The sequence below is a fragment of the Helicobacter sp. NHP22-001 genome, assembly GCF_030270165.1.
Taxonomy (GTDB): domain Bacteria; phylum Campylobacterota; class Campylobacteria; order Campylobacterales; family Helicobacteraceae; genus Helicobacter; species Helicobacter gastrofelis.
In genome coordinates this window covers 42,465-61,323 of the sequence record NZ_BSWS01000004.1, presented here as the reverse complement: position 1 = coordinate 61,323, position 18,859 = coordinate 42,465, and the positions used below count along the sequence as shown (strand labels likewise).

Genomic DNA, 18,859 nt, shown 5'->3' with positions numbered 1-18,859 from the left:
CTTAAAGCGTGTCTAGCTCTTCGGGGGACAAATCTTCATAAAAGCGCTCGAGCGCAAAATCCACACCCAAGTATTTAGCAATTTCTTGCGCATCAATCAAGGCGTTTTGTAAACAGCTGGTCGCCCCGGGGGAGGGGGTCATGTTAAAAGTGATGCCTTGATTGGTTTTAATGCGTTTTTCACCCAGCACGAGTTTTCTCTTGGTGCGATCGAGCACCTGCGGGCGCACTTCACCAAAGCCATGGGCGTAGTGCAGATCGGTAAGAGAGAGGGAGGGGATGATCTTACGCGCATCGTGTAAAAACTTGCGCTTGCCGATGTAGGGGACTTCAAAGACCATGTTTTTAAAGACATAGTTGCGGATGTCGCGCTCCACAAACAAGTCAAAGACAATATTCAACACATCGGCGTTGAAATCCATTTTCAAGAGCTCCCAGCTCAAACCCTTGAGCAGTTTTTTATTGCGCTCTAACTTGGGCATGGCTAGAGCGGTGGGCCCTATGCGGGTGCGCCCTTTAATCACCACATCGGGGTCGCCATGCAAAGCGGCAAAGGGCAGTTTGGGGTTTTGCACGGTGTAGACCTTGCCGCGCAACAAGTCGGGCACAAAGTAGAAACTCCCCGCCACAGGCATACAGCCCAAATCCAAGCCATAGCCTAGCGATTGCGCTAGAGGCAGGGCGTAAGAGCCGGCATTGACCAAAATATATTTGGCGTAAATCTCATCGGTTTCATCGGAGATCAATGCCCAGTCGCCTAGCCGTTTTTCAATGGTTTCTACATGGAAGTTTAAAAAGACTTGGTTATGGGGCTTGATCGCCATCGCTTCGCTCACGAAGTTTTCACTCAGCAGGGCGTAGTTCATCGCACACCAATCTTTTTCAAACCCACTCCCCACAACATTTTCAGGGCGTTCTAGCCCGTGGTCTTCTAAGATCACCTGTGGTTCGATCTCTTTGACTTTTTTCTTATCAAAAAAAGTAAGACCCGGATAGATCTCTTGAAACTCTTCATGCCTTTGGGTGATGAAGGCACACTCCACATCGCCCACGCCGATCGCCATTTTTTGGCACTCAAAGATCGCCTTGTTTTGCAAGCCCTTGTTAAAGGCGTAGTGGCGGACTTTATCGGCTGAGAGCTTAACCTTACGCGCCTTTTGGGCGGTGTAGTTGGTTTCAATCGAGCCATCGTGGATGGTTTGGGAGTTGGCCTTTGCGCTAGAACTCACCTTTGCCAAAGCCTCTCTTTTGTCTACAATGGCGATTCTCTTAAGGTCGGTGTATTGGCTAAGCACCCAGAAGGCAGCACAGCCAGACACCCCGCCCCCGATGATTGCCACATCAAATTCGTGATTCATTCTTGTCCTTTTTTACAGAGCAGTAAAGGGCGATTTTAGCACATTTAAATATGAAAACCTTTAAGCTCTTAAAAATTGTTGGGCCGTTTAAACGCATAGCGGTATAAATCCGACATGCCCAAAATCCGTGCTAAGAGCGAAAAGGCGGGGGGATGTTTGGCGTTTTTATGCCCAATGTCTAAGGTCGTGATCGCTGCTTTTTTAATGTTGTAAGTGTTGTTCTTAGACACCAGTACAGACCATACATTGTGCGCCACGATCGCCCTATGGTGCTTTACGCCCAAGTAGAGCATGATGTGCCCTTTTAGCCACAAAATCGTGGCAAAGGGGGTGGCGTGCCTGATGATGTAGGCTTCCTTTTTTCTTGGGGGTAGGTGGCTTAAATCCACCATGTTGTTGGCATAGCGCACTTGGGCTAAAGAGTTGCGGGGGAGCAATATCCCAAAACTTGCAAAGCTATCCCTTGTAAAAGCCGAGCAGTCGCGCTTTTGATCTGCCCCGCCCCAACCATAGGGTTGGCCAAGCATAGTGTCGATCACCACCGCCATCGCTCTTTGGGTGAAGGGGCGAGGAAAGGGAGTGAAGTGGGGGGAGTGCAAAGGGGTTGGGATTAATTTTACAAAGCCCTCAGTATCCTTAGCATAGGTGTAGACCTGCCTAAAGTGGTGAGGGACTTTAATGAAAATCTCGCCCATGTGCGCCACACCCCTATTAGCCAAAGGGATCTTGTCCCTTGTGGGGGTTAAATAGTGCCTGAAGTGCAAGAAAGTTTGCACTTGTTTAGAACTCACGGCGGCGAGTTTGTCTAAACGCACCCAGCCAAAGACAAAAGAGCTTTGGATGTGGGCGTAGGTCTTAGCCTTGTTGTAGTGGGTGATGAATACGGGCGTGCCCGCAAAGATCATAGAGTTTTGCCAACGATCAAAGGGGTAGCCATCTTTTAAATAATAGGGTGCATCTGTAGGCACAGCCCGCACATTGGCATCAGCGATCACAACCGCTCTAATCCCCACGCTTGGGTAATGGGCGATGTCCATATCCGCCAAAATCTCTTGTAATTTAGCGTTGGTGTAGGGTTGTAGGTGCTTGTCGTAGCCTGGCTCATGCAAAGTCTCTTGTATCCAAAAGACCTTGTCTAAATCCTCCATTGTTTGCATGCCCATCCAAGGAGCATACCACTGTTTTAAATAGGCTTTTTTGAGCTTAGTTCTTGAGGGAATGGGGAGTTTAAATTTTGGCAAGTAGCGACTCGCCTCTTGGGGTAAACCTAGAAGACTTGGGGGGTTGGCGGGTAAAAGAACAATAAGGCTTAAAGGGGCAAGAAACACCTTAAGCATGCAAACTGGTTAAGAGATTTTGCACCCCTAAATCGATCAAGGCATAAACCTCCTCAAAATCTTTCTCCTGTGTATAGGTGTAGGGGTCGGGGATGTCCACACCCCCTAGACCAAAATCCCCAAGTTTACAGATATTAGGATGTGAAATACCCAACTCTTTTAAAGATCTAATGTTGCTATCATCCATCGCCACAATACAATTAAACTTATTTGCTAGCTTTTGGGTGATGGGTTTACTCCTAAAAGGGGTTAAATCGATGCCATGACTCTTGGCTAAGGCAATGATGGGTGGGTGGGCTAGCTCACCCTCGTGGTAGCTAGAAATGCCCGCCCCATCTACAACTAAAGGCAACTTTTGTTTTTGGATAATGTCAGTGGCAATCCCCCTAGCGAGCATGGAACGGCAGATGTTGCCCAGGCACAGAAACAAAAGGCTCATATACGCAAATAACTTCTTAGTGAGCGCCCGTATTGGGGGCTTCTAAGCTTTTTGATCGCGCTGCTTTCAATTTGGCGCACCCTTTCACGCGTAACACTGAGCTCTTTGCCTATCTCCTCTAAGGTGCGATCACTCTCGTCCTCTAGCAAGCCAAAGCGCATGCGGATCACGGATTTTTCGCGCTCATTGAGCTGGTCTAGCACACCATCAATTTGGGCCTTTAAATCCTCGCGCATGATGTGGTCCATAGACCCCACCACATTGCGATCCTCTACAAAGTCCCCAAACTTGCCATCATCGTCATTACCTACGGGCGACTCTAGGCTAACGGGTTCTTTGGTGATTTTAATGACATTTTTGACTTTATCAAGGGGCAAGCCCACTTCTTTAGCCACCAGGTCTAAATCCGGCTCTTTTCCATTTTCTTGCATGTGCTTACGCATGACTTTGTTGATGCGATTGATCGTGTCGATCATATGAATGGGGATGCGGATGGTGCGGGCTTGGTCGGCAATCGCACGGCTGATCGCCTGCTTGATCCACCAAGTGGCGTAAGTGGAGAACTTATAATTTTTCTCATGCTCAAACTTATCCACCGCTTTCATCAAACCAATATTGCCTTCCTGGATCAAGTCTAAGAAAGGCAGTCCCCTAGAGGTGTAGCGTTTGGCAATGCTCACCACAAGGCGTAGGTTGGAGCGTGCCATTTTATTTTTAGCCTTGTCTGAGATGAGCTTGCCCCGCTTGATCTGATTTAAAATCTCTTTGAGCTTGGCGGGTTCTAAATTAAAGCCATCCTCGCTCGCTTCCTTGGTTTGGAAGAGCTTTTTAATCTCCATATAAATGTTGATCATTGTGGCTTCAGGCACCATGGTGGCGATTTCTTCACGGCTCATGGTGGTGATATTTTTTAAGATATTTTTATGGTTCTCTATCAAAGCCTCGTTGAATAAAGACAGCTTATACTCCAAGCGCTTTAACTCTTTTTCGAAACCATCACCACTTTTTAAAGAAGTCTCCATAGCTTTCACAAGCTCGCTAATGAGCTTACTTGTAGGTCCTAAATCATAGAGCTTCTCTTTTAAAACACGGCATTTGTAGGCTAGGGTCAACTCGTGCAAAAGTGGGTCTTCTTGTTCTTCCTTGGGGGTGTTTAAGAATTTGAGCCAATCTTTTTTCGCCTTACTTAGGGCTTTAAAGCTCTCTAGGACTTTTTCTACCCGTTTTTTATCCTTTTCGGATACATTTTTTTTCATTTCAGGGTTGTCCTCTTCCTCGCCCTCGCTCTCTTCCATCTCGACCTCTTCATCCTTTTTGGGCACACTCCCTTCATCGTCAAAGTTTCTAAACAGCTCTTTAACCCGTCTCTCGCGATTGATTAGGGGGTCTTTATAGTTGTAGATGAAGTCGATGAGATAAGGCACAGAGCAAATCGCATCTAAAATGATGTTTTCGCCTAGCTTAATCTGTTTGCTTAAATACACCTCTTCTTCCTTACTAAGAAGGGGGATTTCGCCCATTTCGCGCAAATACATGCGCACGGGACTATCGCTCCTAGACCATTCGGGTAATTCCTTTTCTTTAAAGTCTAGGTTTTCTTCAGGCTCTTCCTCAACAAGCTTAGATTTTTTACGCCCACCCACTTTACGCTCAAGTGAGGATAAGGAAGTGTGGGCGTACCCAAATGAGTGGACAAAGGTTTTATTGTATTTTTGCGCCCACTCTCTGAGCTTTTTGAGTTGAGAAACACTAGGGATCTTTTGCAAGATGTCAATGACCCGTTCGTAAGCAACACCGGGTTGCTCTGCTTTAAAGAGCTGTTCTAACTCTTCTTGGATAGTGGGCTGTTTTGTAGAAACCTTGGGGGGGTTTGGGGCTTTATTGTCTTTGTTTTCCATGTATCCTCGCTTTAGATGGTTGAAACCTACTCGTGGAAAGGCTTTATAGCAAAATATGGCTTACAAATGTATAAAAGGTTAAAAATTGCTTGTGCTATAATGGGGCTTTTGTTAAGGTAGGGTCAATAAATGTTTGGGATGGGATTTTTTGAGTTAGTGGTGGTCGTGGTGGTCGCCATCATCTTTTTAGGGCCGGACAAATTCCCTCAAGCCATGCTGGATTTAGCCCGCTTTTTTAGGGCGGTGAAGAAGACACTAAACGATGCCAAAGAGAGTCTAGATAAAGAAATCCACATTGAAGAGCTGAAAAAGGAAGCCCTTGAATACCAAGAGCTCCTTAAACAACAAGCCAAGCCCCTCGGGGATTTAAAGCAAGAGCTAGAAAATATTCCCCAAATGCCCGAAGTGCAAGACTTGCAAGAGAGCGTAAAAAGCCTTGCCAAGAGCAATCCTTTAGAGAGCCTAAACGCCCCAGAGCTAGAGATAAAGCAAGCAGAAAAACCAAAAGTGAGCCTAGAAAAAACCCCAAAAAGCCCCCCCCGATGCTTGAAGATTTAAAACCGCATCTGCAAGATTTGCGCAAACGCCTTTTGATCTCAGTGTTGGTGTTGGTGCTTGCCTTTGGGCTGTGTTTTAGCTTTTGGCAAGAGATTTTTGGTTGGATCAAAGCGTCCTACCATGGTAAACTCATCCAAATCTCGCCCATTGAGGGGGTGATGGTGGCGATCAAGGTGAGCTTTTTAACCGCCCTAGCCGTGTCCATGCCCGTGATTTTTTGGCAGGCGTGGCTCTTTGTCGCTCCCGGGCTGTATAAAAATGAAAAAAAGGTCGTCTTGCCCTTCGTGTTCTTTGGGAGTGTGATGTTTGCGGCAGGGGCGTGTTTTTCTTATTACGTGGTCTTCCCCTTTGTGATGCACTACTTGGCAAACTTCGGGGGGGCGATGTTTGAAGCAAACATTTCAGCCTCCAGCTATGTGAGCTTTTTTACCCGCCTGATTTTGGGCTTTGGTTTGGCCTTTGAGCTGCCCGTGTTGGCGTTCTTTTTGGCTAAGGTGGGTTTAATCACCGATGCCACGCTTAAAGCCCATTTCAAATACGCCATTGTGGCGATCTTCATTGTGGCGGCGATCATCACCCCCCCCGATGTGATGAGCCAAGTTCTGATGGCGTTGCCTTTAATTGGGCTCTATGGACTCTCTATTTTGATCGCTAAAATGGTCAATCCCGCCTCTAAAGAAGCCCTCGATATTGCCCCCGATGACGCACCCAAAGAAACCCCAGATGCCTAGTATCCCCAAAGAGTTTAACCGCGCAAGTTATGCCTACGATTTGCCAGGGCATTTGATCGCCACGCACCCCATACAGCCCAAAGAGAGTGCGAAATTGATGGTTTATGAAAGGGCTAGCGATAAACTCACCCACGCCACTTTTAAAGAAATCTTTAGCTTTTTTCCACAAGACGCCTTAGTGGTGCTGAATGACACAAAGGTGATGAAGGCTAGGCTATTTGCCCACACCCCTACAAAACGCTCAGTGGAGATTTTATTACACCGCCCCCAAAGCTTGACAACTTGCCTAGCCCAAATGAAGGGCAAAGTGCGCCCCGGGCTGGCACTAGAGCTAGAACAGGGTTATTCTTGCGAGGTTTTAGAAGTGTTAGGCAATGGTTTAAGGGTGCTTGAGTTTAGACATAGGGGAGAAGTTTTAGAGTGGGGCGGGGTTTTAAATATGCTTGAGCTTTTAGGGCATATGCCCATCCCCCCCTATCTCAAACGCCCCGACACAAGCGCAGACATACAAGACTATCAAAGCGTGTTTGCTAAAAATTTAGGGGCGATCGCCGCACCCACCGCCTCCTTGCACTTTTCAGAAAGCGCAAGGGACCACCTACTTAAGCATTATCAGCATGTTTTTATCACCCTGCATGTGGGGGCGGGGACTTTTTTAAGCGTGGAGAGTGAAGACATTCGAGAGCACCCCATGCACGCCGAGTTTGTGCAGGTGTCCCCAAAAGCGAGGCAAGCCCTAGATAGGGCGCAATATATTTTATGTGTAGGCACCACCGCCCTAAGAGCAACTGAGCATTATAAAAGGGGTTTTGGCAATGCGCCATGCACTCTCTTTTTACACGCAGGCAACCCGGTAAAGCACGCCCACGCACTGCTTACAAATTTTCATTTGCCCGAATCCACTTTAATCATGCTCGTGGCTTCTATGGTGGGGCTAGACAAATGCCTAGAACTTTATCAAATCGCCATAGCGCATAACTACCGCTTTTATTCCTATGGAGATGGGATGTTGATCTTATGAGTCCAAAATTGGATTTATTCGCTAATTTGCTTTTGGATTGGGGCGGGGTGCATAATTTGAGCGGAGCTAAGAGCCGCCAAGACATTGAGCGCAACATACAAGATAGCTTGCAGGTTTTGGATTTTATCGCCCCCTTCCAAAGCTGTTTAGACATCGGCAGTGGGGCAGGCTTTCCTGCTATCCCCTTAAGCCTAGAATGCCCCAATGCTCGCTTTATCCTTGTAGAGCCCAATGCTAAAAAAATGGCGTTTTTGCACCATTTAAAGGCGAGCCTAAGCTTAGACAATGTGCTTTTAAAACGCTTGCGCTTGCAAGAGCTGCCCCCCTTAAAGGTGGATTTAATCACCTCTAGGGCACTGATGAACGCACAAGACTTATTGAATTTAAGTGCCCCTTTCTTGGAAAAAGGCGGGCATTTTCTCTTTTACAAGGGGAGCAATTTAAACCAAGAGATCGCCTGTTTGCCCGGGGAGTGCTTCACCTATGGCAAACGGGTGTATTTTTACCGCAAGGGGGCAAATTGAGATTGTTATTTTTATTAGCTATTGTGGTGGGGTTGTTTTTGTGGCTAAGGCCCAAAGTGAAAGTCGCTCCGCCTAAAAGCGACCCCAATACCGGGCTAGACATGCTTGAGTGCACCCATTGCAAAACCTATGTGACGCCAGAGGAGGCGGTGTATGCTGGGGATCGTGTCTACTGCTCTAGGGCGTGCTTGAAAGAAAGTGCATGTTGATTTTTGGACATCCACAAATTCCCACAAACCCCTTTGTGCGGGTTACAGAAATCCCTCAAATCGCCCAAAGCTTGGCAAGCGCTATCGTGTATTTTCACGCCAAAGACAAGGAAGCCTTTAACCTATCCGCACATTGTAGTCAAAATGGGGTAAAATACGCCGTTTTGGTGGCTAGTCCTTTGGAGTGGGCGTTGATGGTGAATTTCAAACCTAGTTATATTTTGGTAGAAAATGAGCCCAAAAACTACCAAAGTTTAGCAGACGATTATTTGAGCGATGCGCGAGTGCTGTGGGTGATAGACAAGGAAGAACAAATCGAGCAAGCTTTGAAAATAAGAATAGACGGGGTGGTGTTTGGGGCATTTTTAGGACTTTAGATTTTTTAGGCAAAATGTGCTAGAATGAAAGCTTTTCTTGGAGAGATGTCCGAGTGGTTGAAGGAGCACGCCTGGAACGCGTGTAAGGTGCAAGCCTTCAAGGGTTCGAATCCCTTTCTCTCCGCCATTTTCCCCCATTTTTATGTTTTTTGTGAATAAGATTAACAAAGAATAAATAATATTATCTTTGGCTAACAAAATATTAACAACCATTAGCCAAAAGATACTAAAATCTGCCCCGTTGATAGCTTGCGCTATTCAATAACACCATTTTACAAGAGGAGTTTAGGATGAAGCTTACCCCTAAAGAGCTAGATAAATTGATGCTCCACTATGCGGGAGAACTAGCCAAACAACGCAAAGCCAAAGGCATTAAGTTGAATTACACTGAAGCCGTGGCTTTGATCAGTGCGCATGTGATGGAAGAGGCTCGCGCTGGTAAAAAAAGCGTGGCAGATTTAATGCAAGAAGGCAGGACACTTCTTAAAGCCGATGATGTGATGCCCGGTGTGGCGCACATGATCCACGAAGTGGGGATTGAAGCAGGCTTTCCCGATGGGACAAAACTTGTAACCATCCACACCCCTGTAGAAGCCGGTAGCGAAAAACTTAATCCCGGTGAAGTGATCCTTAAAAACGAAGACATCACTTTGAATGCCGGTAAACACGCTATCCAACTTAAAGTCAAAAACAAAGGCGACCGCCCCGTGCAAGTGGGTTCACACTTCCACTTCTTTGAAGTCAACAAACTTCTAGACTTCGATCGCGAAAAAGCCTATGGCAAACGCCTAGACATCGCTTCAGGCACTGCTGTGCGCTTTGAACCTGGTGAAGAAAAAACCGTGGATTTGATCCAAATTGGTGGCAACCAACGCATCTACGGCTTCAACGCTCTTGTGGATCGTCAAGCTGACCACGATGGCAAAAAACTTGCTTTGAAACACGCTAAGGCCCATGGTTTTGGCACCATCAACTGCGGTTGCGACAATAAATAAGGAAAGGAAGACCGATGAAAAAAATCTCTCGCAAAGAATATGTTTCTATGTATGGACCCACTACGGGCGACAAAGTGAGACTAGGCGACACTGACTTGATCCTAGAAGTCGAACACGACTACACCACTTATGGTGAAGAAATCAAATTCGGGGGCGGGAAAACCATCCGCGATGGTATGGGTCAAACCAACAGCCCCAGCAGCCATGAGCTTGACCTTGTGATCACCAACGCTTTGATCGTGGATTACACCGGCATTTATAAAGCCGACATCGGCATTAAAAACGGCAAAATCCACGGCATCGGTAAAGCGGGCAACAAAGACCTACAAGATGGTGTTTGCAATAGGCTCTGCGTAGGACCTGCTACTGAAGCTCTTGCTGGGGAAGGTTTGATTGTTACTGCTGGTGGGATCGACACACACATCCACTTCATCTCTCCCCAACAAATCCCCACAGCTTTTGCTAGTGGGATCACCACAATGATCGGGGGCGGTACTGGACCTGCTGACGGCACTAACGCCACCACCATCACTCCCGGACGCTGGAACCTCAAAGAAATGCTCCGCGCTTCTGAAGAATACGCCATGAACCTTGGCTACCTTGGTAAAGGGAATGTGTCTTTTGAACCTGCTCTCATTGACCAGCTAGAAGCCGGTGCGATTGGCTTTAAAATCCACGAAGACTGGGGCAGCACACCCTCTGCTATCAACCACGCTCTAAACATCGCCGATAAATACGATGTGCAAGTTGCCATCCACACCGACACCCTAAATGAAGCCGGCTGTGTAGAAGACACTTTACAAGCCATCGCAGGCCGCACTATCCACACCTTCCACACTGAAGGTGCTGGTGGCGGACACGCTCCCGATGTGATCAAAATGGCTGGCGAATTTAATATCCTTCCTGCCTCCACTAACCCCACCATCCCCTTCACAAAAAACACCGAAGCCGAACACATGGACATGTTGATGGTGTGCCACCACTTGGATAAAAACATCAAAGAAGATGTGGAATTTGCCGACTCTCGTATCCGCCCTCAAACCATTGCGGCTGAAGACAAACTCCACGACATGGGGATTTTCTCCATCACCAGCTCCGACTCCCAAGCCATGGGGCGTGTGGGCGAAGTGATCACCCGCACTTGGCAAACAGCGGACAAAAACAAAAAAGAATTTGGCCGCTTGCCTGAAGAAAAAGGCGACAACGACAACTTCCGCATTAAACGCTACATTGCCAAATACACCATCAACCCCGCCATCACCCACGGCATTTCTGAATATGTTGGCTCTGTAGAAGTGGGTAAATTCGCCGACCTCGTGCTTTGGAGCCCTGCGTTCTTTGGCATTAAACCCAACATGATCATCAAAGGCGGTTTCATCGCGCTTTCTCAAATGGGCGATGCCAACGCTTCTATCCCCACTCCCCAACCCGTTTACTACCGCGAAATGTTTGGCCACCACGGCAAAGCCAAATATGACACTAACATCACTTTCGTGTCTCAAGTCGCCTATGAAAATGGCATTAAACACGAGTTGGGCTTGCAAAGAATCGTGTTGCCTGTGAAAAACTGCCGCAACATCACCAAAAAAGACCTCAAATTCAACGATGTTACCGCACACATCGAAGTCAACCCTGAAACCTACAAAGTGAAAGTGGATGGCAACGAGGTTACCTCCCACGCTGCGGACAAATTGAGCTTGGCACAACTCTACAACCTATTCTAGTGCCGATACAAGGGGGGAGGTTTTTGCCCTGCTTTTTAGCGGGGCTTTTGTCGTTTAGGGGGGGTTTGATTTACTTTATTGTTTTATAATGGGGCTTCCTTGGGGTTTTCGTTATAAAACGATGACGCTCTGGTTATTTCACAATAAGGATAGGAATGTTAGGACTTGTGTTATTGTATGTTGCGATCGTGTTGATCAGCAACGGCGTTTGTGGGCTCACAGGCGTGGATGCCAAAAGCAAAGCAGTCATGAACTACTTTGTGGGTGGGCTCTCCATTGTATGTAATGTGGTGGCGATCATTTACTCCACTTTCCACGCCACCCCTATGGTTGAAGGGGCAGAGAATATCCAGCAAGTGGCGCACCACCTGATTAACTTCTATGGCCCTGCCACAGGTTTATTATTCGGCTTTACCTACCTTTATGCCGCCATCAACAATACCTTTAACTTGGATTGGAAACCCTATGGTTGGTATTGTTTATTTGTAACCATCAACACCATCCCCGCGGCCATTCTTTCTCACTACTCCGATGTCCTAGACGATCACAAAATGCTAGGCATCACTGAAGGCGACTGGTGGGCTTTCATTTGGCTCGCTTGGGGTGTGCTCTGGTTAACTGGCTGGATTGAAGAAGTGGCTAAAATTAAACTCGGTAACTTCGTGCCATGGCTTGCGATCATCGAAGGGATCATCACGGCTTGGATTCCTGCTTGGTTGCTCTTTATCCAGCACTGGGCGTAAAAAATGCACGCTGTGGCTATCTTAGGCAACCTCCACACCAAAGCCCCAAATGGGGTTGTGGATTACATTGACCTAGAGTGGTTTGATAGCCAAAAGCGCATGGGGCGTTTTAAGACACGAGGCGGGCAGGAAGTGGTGATGAAGCTAGAAAATCCCCCTAAAGTGGGGCTAGCAGACGGGGACATTTTGTTTCAAGATGCACAAATCACCATCGCCATCAACATTCTGCCCACCGAAGTCCTTTACGCCTACGCCTCTAACATGCACGAAGTGGCGCAAATCTGCTATGAAGTGGGTAACCGCCACGCCTCTTTATACTATGGTGAAGAAAATTTGAGTTTTAAAACCCCATATGAAAAGCCCCTACAAGTCTTGTTTGAAAAGCTGGGCGTAAAACATGCGGTTTTAAAAAGCAAATTAGACGCTTCTAAGCGTATTTCTGTAAGCACATCGCCCCACAGCGAAACCTCTGCCCCGCTCAAATTCTTTGACAGCACTGACTTACAGATTGTGATTAAAAAATAGGACTCCCATGCACACCGACTTTTTATTGCTCCAAATCAACGATGCCATGTTTCCCATTGGCAGCTACACCCACTCTTTCGGGTTAGAAACCTACATCCAAGACAAAGAAGTTTACGACAAAGAGAGTGCGTTAGAGTATCTCAAAGCTAACCTAAGCACACAATTTTTATACAGCGATTTACTGAGCTTAAAACTCTGCTACCAGCACGCTAAGGCAGGGCTAGAGAGCCAAGACCCCCACTTGGGGCATATTTTAGACATTGAAGAAAAAGTAAGCCTTGCCACCCCCCCCTTAGAATTACGCAACGCGAACCAAAAGCTGGGCAACCGCTTTTTAAAAACGATTTTACAGCTGGATTTGCCCTTTGTGCGTTTCTTTAGAGCTTATGCTAAAGCCACCACCACGCCCACACACGCCACCAGCTATGGGGTGTTTTGTGCGTGCTTTAACATTGCCCTAGAGACCGCTCTAAAGCACTACCTTTACGCCCAAAGCTCGAATATGGTGATTAACTGCGTTAAGACCATCCCCCTAGCCCAAAATGACGGGCAAAGGATTTTACTCGCCCTGCAAGAAACCTTTAGCGACCTGCTTAGCACTTTAGAAAACCTAGATATAAGCTATTTGTGTGCGGCAAGTATCCAAAACGACATTAAGGCAATGCAACACGAGCAACTATACTCCCGCTTGTACATGTCTTAAATTTCAACTTTTTACAAAGGATTAGAATGGTAAAAATTGGTGTTTGTGGCCCTGTGGGCAGTGGAAAAACGGCTTTGATCGAAGCCCTAACAAGGGCAATGAGTCAAAATTACAGCATTGGGGTTATCACCAATGACATTTACACCAAAGAAGATGCCGAGTTTTTGTGTAAAAACTCTGTCATGCCTCGCAATAGGATTATTGGCGTAGAAACGGGGGGCTGTCCGCACACTGCCATTAGAGAAGACGCGTCTATGAACTTAGAAGCGGTGGAAGAAATGCTACATCGCTTCCCCGACATTCAGTTAATGTTTATTGAAAGTGGGGGGGATAATCTCTCCACCACCTTTAACCCCGAATTGGCGGACTTTACGATCTTTGTGATCGATGTGGCTGAAGGGGATAAAATCCCCAGAAAAGGCGGGCCGGGCATCACCCGCTCGGATTTACTCATCATCAATAAAATCGATCTAGCCCCCCATGTCGGGGCGGATTTGGGCGTGATGGAGCGAGACTCTAAAAAAATGCGTGGGGACAAGCCCTTTTTATTCACCAACATTCGAAGCAAGGACGGCTTAGACAGCGTGATCTCTTGGATTCAAAAACACGCCTTGTTAGAAGATTAAAATGGAGCACAAGACTAGCTACGCCCAAGCCTCACGGCTGAAGCTCAAAACCAAAATGGGGCTCAATGGCAAGTGCGTCATCGCCGACAATTATTTCACCCCCCCCTTTAAGCTCATGCCCCCCTTTTACGCTAGAGATAGCCTAGCCGAGATTATGCTGATTGCTGTAAGTCCGGGCATGTTAAAAGGGGACGCACACGAGATAGGCATTGAAGTGGGGCAAGATTGCCAGCTCAAGCTCTCTAGCCAAAGCTTTGAGAAAGTGCAAGACACTGAAGACGGCTATGCGAGCCGCAAAACGCACATTGCCATCAAAGAAAACGCCCTGCTAGACTTTAGCCCCCTGCCTATCATCCCCTTTGCTAACGCCCATTTTCAAAACCACAGCCATATTGTGTTGCACGAAAACGCCCAACTGCTTTACAGCGAAATCATCACGGCAGGGCGGATTGCTATGGGCGAAAGCTTTGCCTTTAAGCGGTTGCACTCTACGCTAAGCATCTCTTACTCCAAAGAAAACAGCGAACACCCCTTGTTTGTGGATAACACGCTTTTAGAGCCAGCCAAAATGGATTTAAAAAACCCGTGCATGTTTGGCAATTACACCCATTATTTAAATTTAGTGGCTTTCACCAAGCACCTAGATCAAGACAGCTTGCTAAGCTTTTTAGAAGGCTTTGAAGGGCAAGTGGGTGTGAGCACCCTAGCTTCTAAGTTGCCAGACGGCTACTTTAGCCTATGCCTCAAAGCCCTCGCTTGTGGCTCTGAACCCTTGTTGCATTTGCGTAAGTCCATCAGCCAAGAGCTCTTAGGACGGTTGTAAAAGCTCTAGGGGGCTAATCCTCCCAATCGAATGAGTCGCAAGCCTTTTTTAAGTATTCAAACGCCTTTAGGGGGTCGGGTGTTACACCCAAGCCCTTGTCGTAGATTTCGCATAACCTACGAAAAGCTTCATGATAACAAGACTCTTCGCAATGCGCCCCGTTGGCAACTATGGTGAAATGCTCTAGGGCTTTGGCGTAGTCTTGCTGCACCACCTCGCCACCATCAAAGTAAAGCTCAGCTAAATTAAAGTGGGCTTGGTAATCCGTAGCATCCACTTCTATCGCCTTGTTAAAATATTCTAGGGCTTTTTTCTCATCTTTGACGCACCCACTGCCCGTAACATACATTTCTGCCACATAGCCATAAAGGCGTGTGTTGCCTAGCTCTATGGCTTTTAAACACCATTCTAAAATTTGGGTGTTGTTATGCGTCCAGTCCAGCGACACTAAGCGGGCATAAGCCTCTGTGCCAAAGACTTCTTCGGCAAGGCTTATCGCCTTTTTGTAATGAGCCACCGCCTTTTTATGATTTCTTCTAGAACCGATAGAACCAAAACCCTCACTATAACCCTCACTACGCTTCATGTATTGCCGAGACACCATATAACAAATATGCGCCTTCTCTAGCTTGGTTTGACCCATTTTAAGAGCTTTATTGTAATACTCCTCAGCTCTTTTAGGGTCGGGCATGCAGATACCCTCAAGATAAAAGTCAGCTAAGTCAAAACAGGCACTGATAGAACCCATATCCACCGCCCGATTTAGGTATTCTAAGCCTTTTTCTATATCCACAGGCACCCCCCTACCATTTAAATAAAAATCCCCAGTTAAGGTATAAGACCTCGTGTCCCCCATGTCCCCTGCTTTTTTCAGGTATTCTAGGGCTTTGGTGAAGTTAGGACACCCCTTAAAAGAACGCCTCAGCGTCTTATCGCCATAGATCTTGCCTAATTCATATAAACTCTCCACATCGCCTAATTTTGCGCTCTTTTCATAGCACTCTATGGCTTCATTAATGCATCCTTTCTCGCGTGCTTGCGTGCCCCTTAAGAACAGCATATCTGCCTTTTTGGGGAATACTTGCCTAGAGTTAACACCCCCCACTTTAAAATCCTGCACGGGCAAATCGTTAAACAACGCCACCAGCCTTAACAAACTAAGGGGATAGTCGTAGCGATCCAAGTAAAATTCTCTGCCACATTTGTTGTGGTATTTGGCTTTGTCGTTCTCAAAGAGTTTTTTAAAGGCAGGGCAAGCTTGTGCCTCTTTGAGATTTTGCACCCCACAGGTGATGATGAAAGAACAGCGGCATTCACGACGCCTTAAGGGCGCAAAGCATATATAAAAGCCATGCGCGCTCTCTAGCTTACTGGTATTTACCAAATCCTCTTGCAAGAGATTTTGGGGGGCAAAGATGAGCACCCCCCTAATTTCCTCTTTCACCCCTTTATGGTTTAGGATTTTAAAGGGCTTTTCACAAAACGCCCCCACCCACTCGATCCCCCTTAAGAGTTTGTTTAACTTTTTAACAATGTCCTTAGCAGAGCTAAAATCCTCCTTGCTGACGCACTTATCAAAGGCATCAAGGCATTCTTCAAGCTCTTGCCTCTCCTTAAACCCTAAAGCCACTCTTTCTATCATCGCGCCTCCTCAAACGGCGTATTCTTTAAAGAACACATACAACCGCTGATAAATCTCCTCTGTGCGGGCTTTAATGTCCTCTAGTAGCCAATCGCTTTTGGGGAACTTGGCTAAATCCTGCGCCTCTAAAAACTTGGACTTAGCGTATTTGGGCTTTTTGGCGTCAAAGTAGCCATTGCTCGCCTTGATGTTGAGTGGTTTTTCTAAAAGGATTTTATTGCCAATGGACTCGACTAAGGCATTCGCCTCTTTTTTATCAAGCTTCACATAATTTGTCTGCCACTTTTTGGGGAAAATGTGCTCGATCTCGGGTTTTTCACAAACCCCTGTGTCTTGCTTAGGGTATTTTAAATACATGTTGAGAGCCACAAGGGTTTTAGTGAGCCTTTTGGTTTGGGCGGCTTCAAAGAAAGTGCGGAAGGTGTATTCACGCCTTTGGGTAGTAACCACGCTTTTTAAAATCTCTTGACTCTCTGCTTTAAAGTCTATGTTGCCCGTTTTGTAAAGTGAAGTGTAGGCGTTATACACCAAGTTTTTAATCTGCCCGGGGTGGCGTGCAATGGTATAAATCAAGAAGTGGGCGCATGTCCGCATTAAAACCTCCTCAAGCCCTTTAAAATAATCCTTGCCCTTCTGCTGACAATAGGCGTAGTAAGCCCCGTCTAGGAACTCCCAATACCCACTATCTAAAGTATAAAGGACATTGTAAAACTGGTAGGCGCGGTGCGAAACTTTAGAGCTGACTTCATCGCTATGCCAATACTCTTGCATTTTTGCAATTTCTTGCATGATAGAGCCGTCTTTGAGTAGGTCGCGGTGCTTGTTTAAAAAGAAGGGGCGTAAGCCGATCTCTCGGCTTTTATCCCCCTTTTGTGCCCTTAAGACATGCATGCAAAGCCTAAAGAGCCAATCAATGTCGCACTCTTGTTCTAGCTCCTGCCACTGCGTTACAAACGCCTCTCTCTCTTGGGGGGTTCTGTAAGAGAAAATCACGCTTTTAAAAATGTCCGTATCCACTAAAGGGAGTCCCCTAGTGTTGAGCGTATTAAAGACCCTTAAGGCGTACTCTAGGCGGTTCTCTTCATCTTGCCCCCCACACTCCACCGACAACACAATGCAAGATTTCAACACACACAGACAAAACTCGTGAAAAGTCGTGGCGTGGTTTGCGCTAAATTCATCTAGCTGCGTTACAAAGTAGCGGTAGTTTTTCTCGTAATTTGAGCTGTCCTCTGCTTCGTCTTGCTCTAGTCCGTTTTCTAGGATATTTTGCAAGACTTGGTGCTTGTCATCGCTGATAGCGTGGCTGATTAAATGGGGCTTAGTGGGGTCTGGCTCGCCCGTAACCCCGTCAATCTCCCACAGACAAGAGGCGAGATTGTCTAGCAAGCGTTGCATTTTGCCATTGTTTTCGCGGGTGAGCTTGGCGTGCATGGCTTTGAGCAACAACATTAAAGTCGTGGTGCGCTGTTGCCCATCCACAATGTGTTTTTTATCTTTAATGGGGTAAAAGACGACCGAACCTAAGAAATAGGGGTTTTGATCGGTGCTTTCACCCCCCCCCCCCCCCCCTCAAAAAACGCCACAATGTCCTCCCATAACTGCGCACACTCCCCTAGTCCCCACGCATAATTTCTTTGATACTCTGGCACTACAAACTTATTTTTAGACAAATAGTCTAAAATATCCATTTGTAAAGTGCTCATTTCTAACTTACTTGCCATAAAAACCTCCATTAAAAAATGTGCTTGTGTTCTAGCACTTCTTTTTTCATGGACGGCTAATAAGGCGAGCCAAAGCCCCTAAAACCCCAAAATTTTTTCTCTAACCCCCTCAATGATCCAGCCTGGAGTGGACGCACCTGCGCTAATGCCACAGAGTTTTTTAGAGCGAAACCACGACTCTTCAAGGTCGTTAAAGTCCTCCACTAAATAGCTGTCCATGCAAAACTCTTTGGCGATGTTGAAAAGCTGTTTGGTGTTAGAGGAGGTCTTGCCCCCCACAATCACCATAATATCCACTTCTTGGCTAAGCTCCCGCACCGCTTCTTGGTTGTCAAAGGTGGCGTTGCAAATGGTGTTAAAAATACGCACCTCAGCGCACCTAGCGATGAGAAAGCTGGCGATCTCTAAGAGTTTGGGGGTTTGTTTGGTGGTTTGCGAGACTAAAGCCACCCGTTTAGACAAGTTTTGGTCTTGCAACTGGGCTAGAGAATTGACGATCAAAGGGGGGGTGCTAGAGTAGCTAATCACCCCCTTCACTTCGGGGTGGTTGGCATCTCCAAAAATCACAATTTGATACCCCTTGTCGCTCATTTTTTCCACGATTTGCTGGGGCTTGATGACATACGGGCAAGTTGCGTCAATGATGTGTGCCCCCTTGTTTTTCAACAAAGCCAAATCGTTTTTAGGGATGCCATGTGTGCGGATAATCACGCTTTTATCCGCCCCCACACTTTGCACCTCCTCTTGCACCCGCACATTGTAATCTTGCTCTAGGCGTTTGATCTCTTTGGGGTTGTGGATGAGCGAGCCTAGCGTTAGGCTGTTCTTGTTCTTTTGGGCGATCTCAATCGCCCTTTTCACGCCAAAGCAAAAGCCGTAATTCTTTGCCATTTTCACTTGCAT

General features: G+C 46.8%; 21 protein-coding genes and 1 tRNA gene. 14 read left to right on the top strand and 8 right to left on the bottom strand.

The features are described from left to right. Position 1: 1 nt before the first annotated feature. From QSJ47_RS04665 to rpoD, 4 genes are all read right to left on the bottom strand, one after another. Positions 2–1,357 (bottom strand): FAD-dependent oxidoreductase, encoded by a 1,356-nt coding sequence (locus tag QSJ47_RS04665; protein WP_285602585.1) that lies wholly within the window; start codon positions 1,355–1,357, stop codon positions 2–4. Positions 1,358–1,425: 68 nt separating this feature from the next. Continuing rightward, positions 1,426–2,694 (bottom strand): C40 family peptidase, encoded by a 1,269-nt coding sequence (locus QSJ47_RS04660; RefSeq protein WP_285602584.1) that lies wholly within the window; start codon positions 2,692–2,694, stop codon positions 1,426–1,428. Beyond that, positions 2,687–3,133, bottom strand: coding sequence for a low molecular weight protein-tyrosine-phosphatase (locus QSJ47_RS04655; RefSeq protein WP_221272383.1), 447 nt, complete (start codon positions 3,131–3,133; stop codon positions 2,687–2,689). The genes QSJ47_RS04660 and QSJ47_RS04655 overlap by 8 nt, the downstream gene beginning before the upstream one ends. Continuing rightward, positions 3,130–5,031 carry an RNA polymerase sigma factor RpoD gene (rpoD, locus tag QSJ47_RS04650; RefSeq protein ID WP_285602583.1) on the bottom strand — a complete coding sequence of 634 codons (1,902 nt, stop codon included), beginning with the start codon at positions 5,029–5,031 and terminating at the stop codon, positions 3,130–3,132. Before rpoD ends, QSJ47_RS04655 begins: the two co-directional genes overlap by 4 nt. Before the next feature lie 129 nt (positions 5,032–5,160). Here rpoD and tatB point away from each other — a divergent pair, with 129 nt between their 5' ends. The 14 genes from tatB (at position 5,161) to QSJ47_RS04580 (ending at position 14,590) form a co-directional block, all read left to right on the top strand. Next, positions 5,161–5,589: a Sec-independent protein translocase protein TatB gene (gene tatB / locus QSJ47_RS04645; RefSeq protein WP_285602582.1), complete on the top strand. Its 429-nt coding sequence runs from the start codon at positions 5,161–5,163 to the stop codon at positions 5,587–5,589. Then, positions 5,574–6,320 (top strand): twin-arginine translocase subunit TatC, encoded by a 747-nt coding sequence (gene tatC, locus QSJ47_RS04640; protein WP_221272386.1) that lies wholly within the window; start codon positions 5,574–5,576, stop codon positions 6,318–6,320. Before tatB ends, tatC begins: the two co-directional genes overlap by 16 nt. Continuing rightward, a complete protein-coding gene (gene queA, locus QSJ47_RS04635) occupies positions 6,313–7,341 on the top strand; it encodes a tRNA preQ1(34) S-adenosylmethionine ribosyltransferase-isomerase QueA (protein ID WP_285602581.1) in 1,029 nt (342 codons plus the stop codon). Before tatC ends, queA begins: the two co-directional genes overlap by 8 nt. Then, a complete protein-coding gene (gene rsmG, locus QSJ47_RS04630; protein WP_285602580.1) occupies positions 7,338–7,865 on the top strand; it encodes a 16S rRNA (guanine(527)-N(7))-methyltransferase RsmG in 528 nt (175 codons plus the stop codon). Before queA ends, rsmG begins: the two co-directional genes overlap by 4 nt. Then, a complete protein-coding gene (locus QSJ47_RS04625; protein ID WP_285602579.1) occupies positions 7,862–8,074 on the top strand; it encodes a PP0621 family protein in 213 nt (70 codons plus the stop codon). The genes rsmG and QSJ47_RS04625 overlap by 4 nt, the downstream gene beginning before the upstream one ends. Then, entirely contained in the window at positions 8,068–8,451 is a 384-nt protein-coding gene (locus QSJ47_RS04620) for a hypothetical protein (RefSeq protein ID WP_285602578.1), read from the top strand. Before QSJ47_RS04625 ends, QSJ47_RS04620 begins: the two co-directional genes overlap by 7 nt. Before the next feature lie 39 nt (positions 8,452–8,490). Continuing rightward, positions 8,491–8,578 (top strand) — tRNA-Ser (locus QSJ47_RS04615). Positions 8,579–8,741: 163 nt separating this feature from the next. Continuing rightward, positions 8,742–9,446: an urease subunit alpha gene (ureA, locus tag QSJ47_RS04610; protein ID WP_221272391.1), complete on the top strand. Its 705-nt coding sequence runs from the start codon at positions 8,742–8,744 to the stop codon at positions 9,444–9,446. A 14-nt stretch (positions 9,447–9,460) separates the two neighbouring features. Further along, positions 9,461–11,170, top strand: a complete 1,710-nt coding sequence (gene ureB, locus QSJ47_RS04605) for an urease subunit beta (RefSeq protein WP_104691060.1) — start codon at positions 9,461–9,463, stop codon at positions 11,168–11,170. Positions 11,171–11,325: 155 nt separating this feature from the next. Continuing rightward, complete coding sequence (locus tag QSJ47_RS04600) at positions 11,326–11,913, top strand: AmiS/UreI family transporter (protein ID WP_053829598.1); 588 nt, start codon at positions 11,326–11,328, stop codon at positions 11,911–11,913. 3 nt (positions 11,914–11,916) lie between these two features. After that, positions 11,917–12,438, top strand: a complete 522-nt coding sequence (locus QSJ47_RS04595; RefSeq protein WP_285602577.1) for an urease accessory protein UreE — start codon at positions 11,917–11,919, stop codon at positions 12,436–12,438. A 7-nt stretch (positions 12,439–12,445) separates the two neighbouring features. Further along, entirely contained in the window at positions 12,446–13,141 is a 696-nt protein-coding gene (locus QSJ47_RS04590; RefSeq protein ID WP_285602576.1) for an urease accessory protein UreF, read from the top strand. Between the two features lie 26 nt (positions 13,142–13,167). Continuing rightward, complete coding sequence (ureG, locus tag QSJ47_RS04585; protein WP_053828940.1) at positions 13,168–13,767, top strand: urease accessory protein UreG; 600 nt, start codon at positions 13,168–13,170, stop codon at positions 13,765–13,767. A gap of 1 nt (position 13,768) precedes the next feature. Then, entirely contained in the window at positions 13,769–14,590 is an 822-nt protein-coding gene (locus QSJ47_RS04580; RefSeq protein WP_221272396.1) for an urease accessory protein UreD, read from the top strand. A gap of 13 nt (positions 14,591–14,603) precedes the next feature. Here the strand turns inward: QSJ47_RS04580 and QSJ47_RS04575 are convergent, their stop codons facing one another. The 4 genes from QSJ47_RS04575 to QSJ47_RS04560 form a co-directional block, all read right to left on the bottom strand. Beyond that, positions 14,604–16,232: a tetratricopeptide repeat protein gene (locus tag QSJ47_RS04575; RefSeq protein ID WP_285602575.1), complete on the bottom strand. Its 1,629-nt coding sequence runs from the start codon at positions 16,230–16,232 to the stop codon at positions 14,604–14,606. Between the two features lie 9 nt (positions 16,233–16,241). Further along, entirely contained in the window at positions 16,242–17,714 is a 1,473-nt protein-coding gene (locus QSJ47_RS04570) for a DUF262 domain-containing protein (RefSeq protein WP_285602574.1), read from the bottom strand. A 41-nt stretch (positions 17,715–17,755) separates the two neighbouring features. Beyond that, entirely contained in the window at positions 17,756–17,956 is a 201-nt protein-coding gene (locus QSJ47_RS04565; RefSeq protein WP_285602573.1) for a GmrSD restriction endonuclease domain-containing protein, read from the bottom strand. Between the two features lie 78 nt (positions 17,957–18,034). Beyond that, on the bottom strand, positions 18,035–18,859 hold the full coding sequence (locus QSJ47_RS04560; RefSeq protein WP_221272399.1) for a 4-hydroxy-3-methylbut-2-enyl diphosphate reductase: 825 nt from the start codon (positions 18,857–18,859) through the stop codon (positions 18,035–18,037).

Coding starts and splice junctions, on each gene's coding strand:
- QSJ47_RS04565 (WP_285602573.1), bottom strand. CDS start 17,956: ATGGCAAGTAAGTTAGAAATGAGCACTTTACAAATGGATATTTTAGAC.
- queA (WP_285602581.1), top strand. CDS start 6,313: ATGCCTAGTATCCCCAAAGAGTTTAACCGCGCAAGTTATGCCTACGAT.
- rpoD (WP_285602583.1), bottom strand. CDS start 5,031: ATGGAAAACAAAGACAATAAAGCCCCAAACCCCCCCAAGGTTTCTACA.
- rsmG (WP_285602580.1), top strand. CDS start 7,338: ATGAGTCCAAAATTGGATTTATTCGCTAATTTGCTTTTGGATTGGGGC.
- QSJ47_RS04590 (WP_285602576.1), top strand. CDS start 12,446: ATGCACACCGACTTTTTATTGCTCCAAATCAACGATGCCATGTTTCCC.
- tatB (WP_285602582.1), top strand. CDS start 5,161: ATGTTTGGGATGGGATTTTTTGAGTTAGTGGTGGTCGTGGTGGTCGCC.
- QSJ47_RS04665 (WP_285602585.1), bottom strand. CDS start 1,357: ATGAATCACGAATTTGATGTGGCAATCATCGGGGGCGGGGTGTCTGGC.
- QSJ47_RS04655 (WP_221272383.1), bottom strand. CDS start 3,133: ATGAGCCTTTTGTTTCTGTGCCTGGGCAACATCTGCCGTTCCATGCTC.
- tatC (WP_221272386.1), top strand. CDS start 5,574: ATGCTTGAAGATTTAAAACCGCATCTGCAAGATTTGCGCAAACGCCTT.
- QSJ47_RS04620 (WP_285602578.1), top strand. CDS start 8,068: ATGTTGATTTTTGGACATCCACAAATTCCCACAAACCCCTTTGTGCGG.
- QSJ47_RS04595 (WP_285602577.1), top strand. CDS start 11,917: ATGCACGCTGTGGCTATCTTAGGCAACCTCCACACCAAAGCCCCAAAT.
- ureA (WP_221272391.1), top strand. CDS start 8,742: ATGAAGCTTACCCCTAAAGAGCTAGATAAATTGATGCTCCACTATGCG.
- QSJ47_RS04660 (WP_285602584.1), bottom strand. CDS start 2,694: ATGCTTAAGGTGTTTCTTGCCCCTTTAAGCCTTATTGTTCTTTTACCC.
- QSJ47_RS04600 (WP_053829598.1), top strand. CDS start 11,326: ATGTTAGGACTTGTGTTATTGTATGTTGCGATCGTGTTGATCAGCAAC.
- QSJ47_RS04580 (WP_221272396.1), top strand. CDS start 13,769: ATGGAGCACAAGACTAGCTACGCCCAAGCCTCACGGCTGAAGCTCAAA.
- QSJ47_RS04560 (WP_221272399.1), bottom strand. CDS start 18,859: ATGCAAGTGAAAATGGCAAAGAATTACGGCTTTTGCTTTGGCGTGAAA.
- QSJ47_RS04575 (WP_285602575.1), bottom strand. CDS start 16,232: ATGATAGAAAGAGTGGCTTTAGGGTTTAAGGAGAGGCAAGAGCTTGAA.
- ureG (WP_053828940.1), top strand. CDS start 13,168: ATGGTAAAAATTGGTGTTTGTGGCCCTGTGGGCAGTGGAAAAACGGCT.
- ureB (WP_104691060.1), top strand. CDS start 9,461: ATGAAAAAAATCTCTCGCAAAGAATATGTTTCTATGTATGGACCCACT.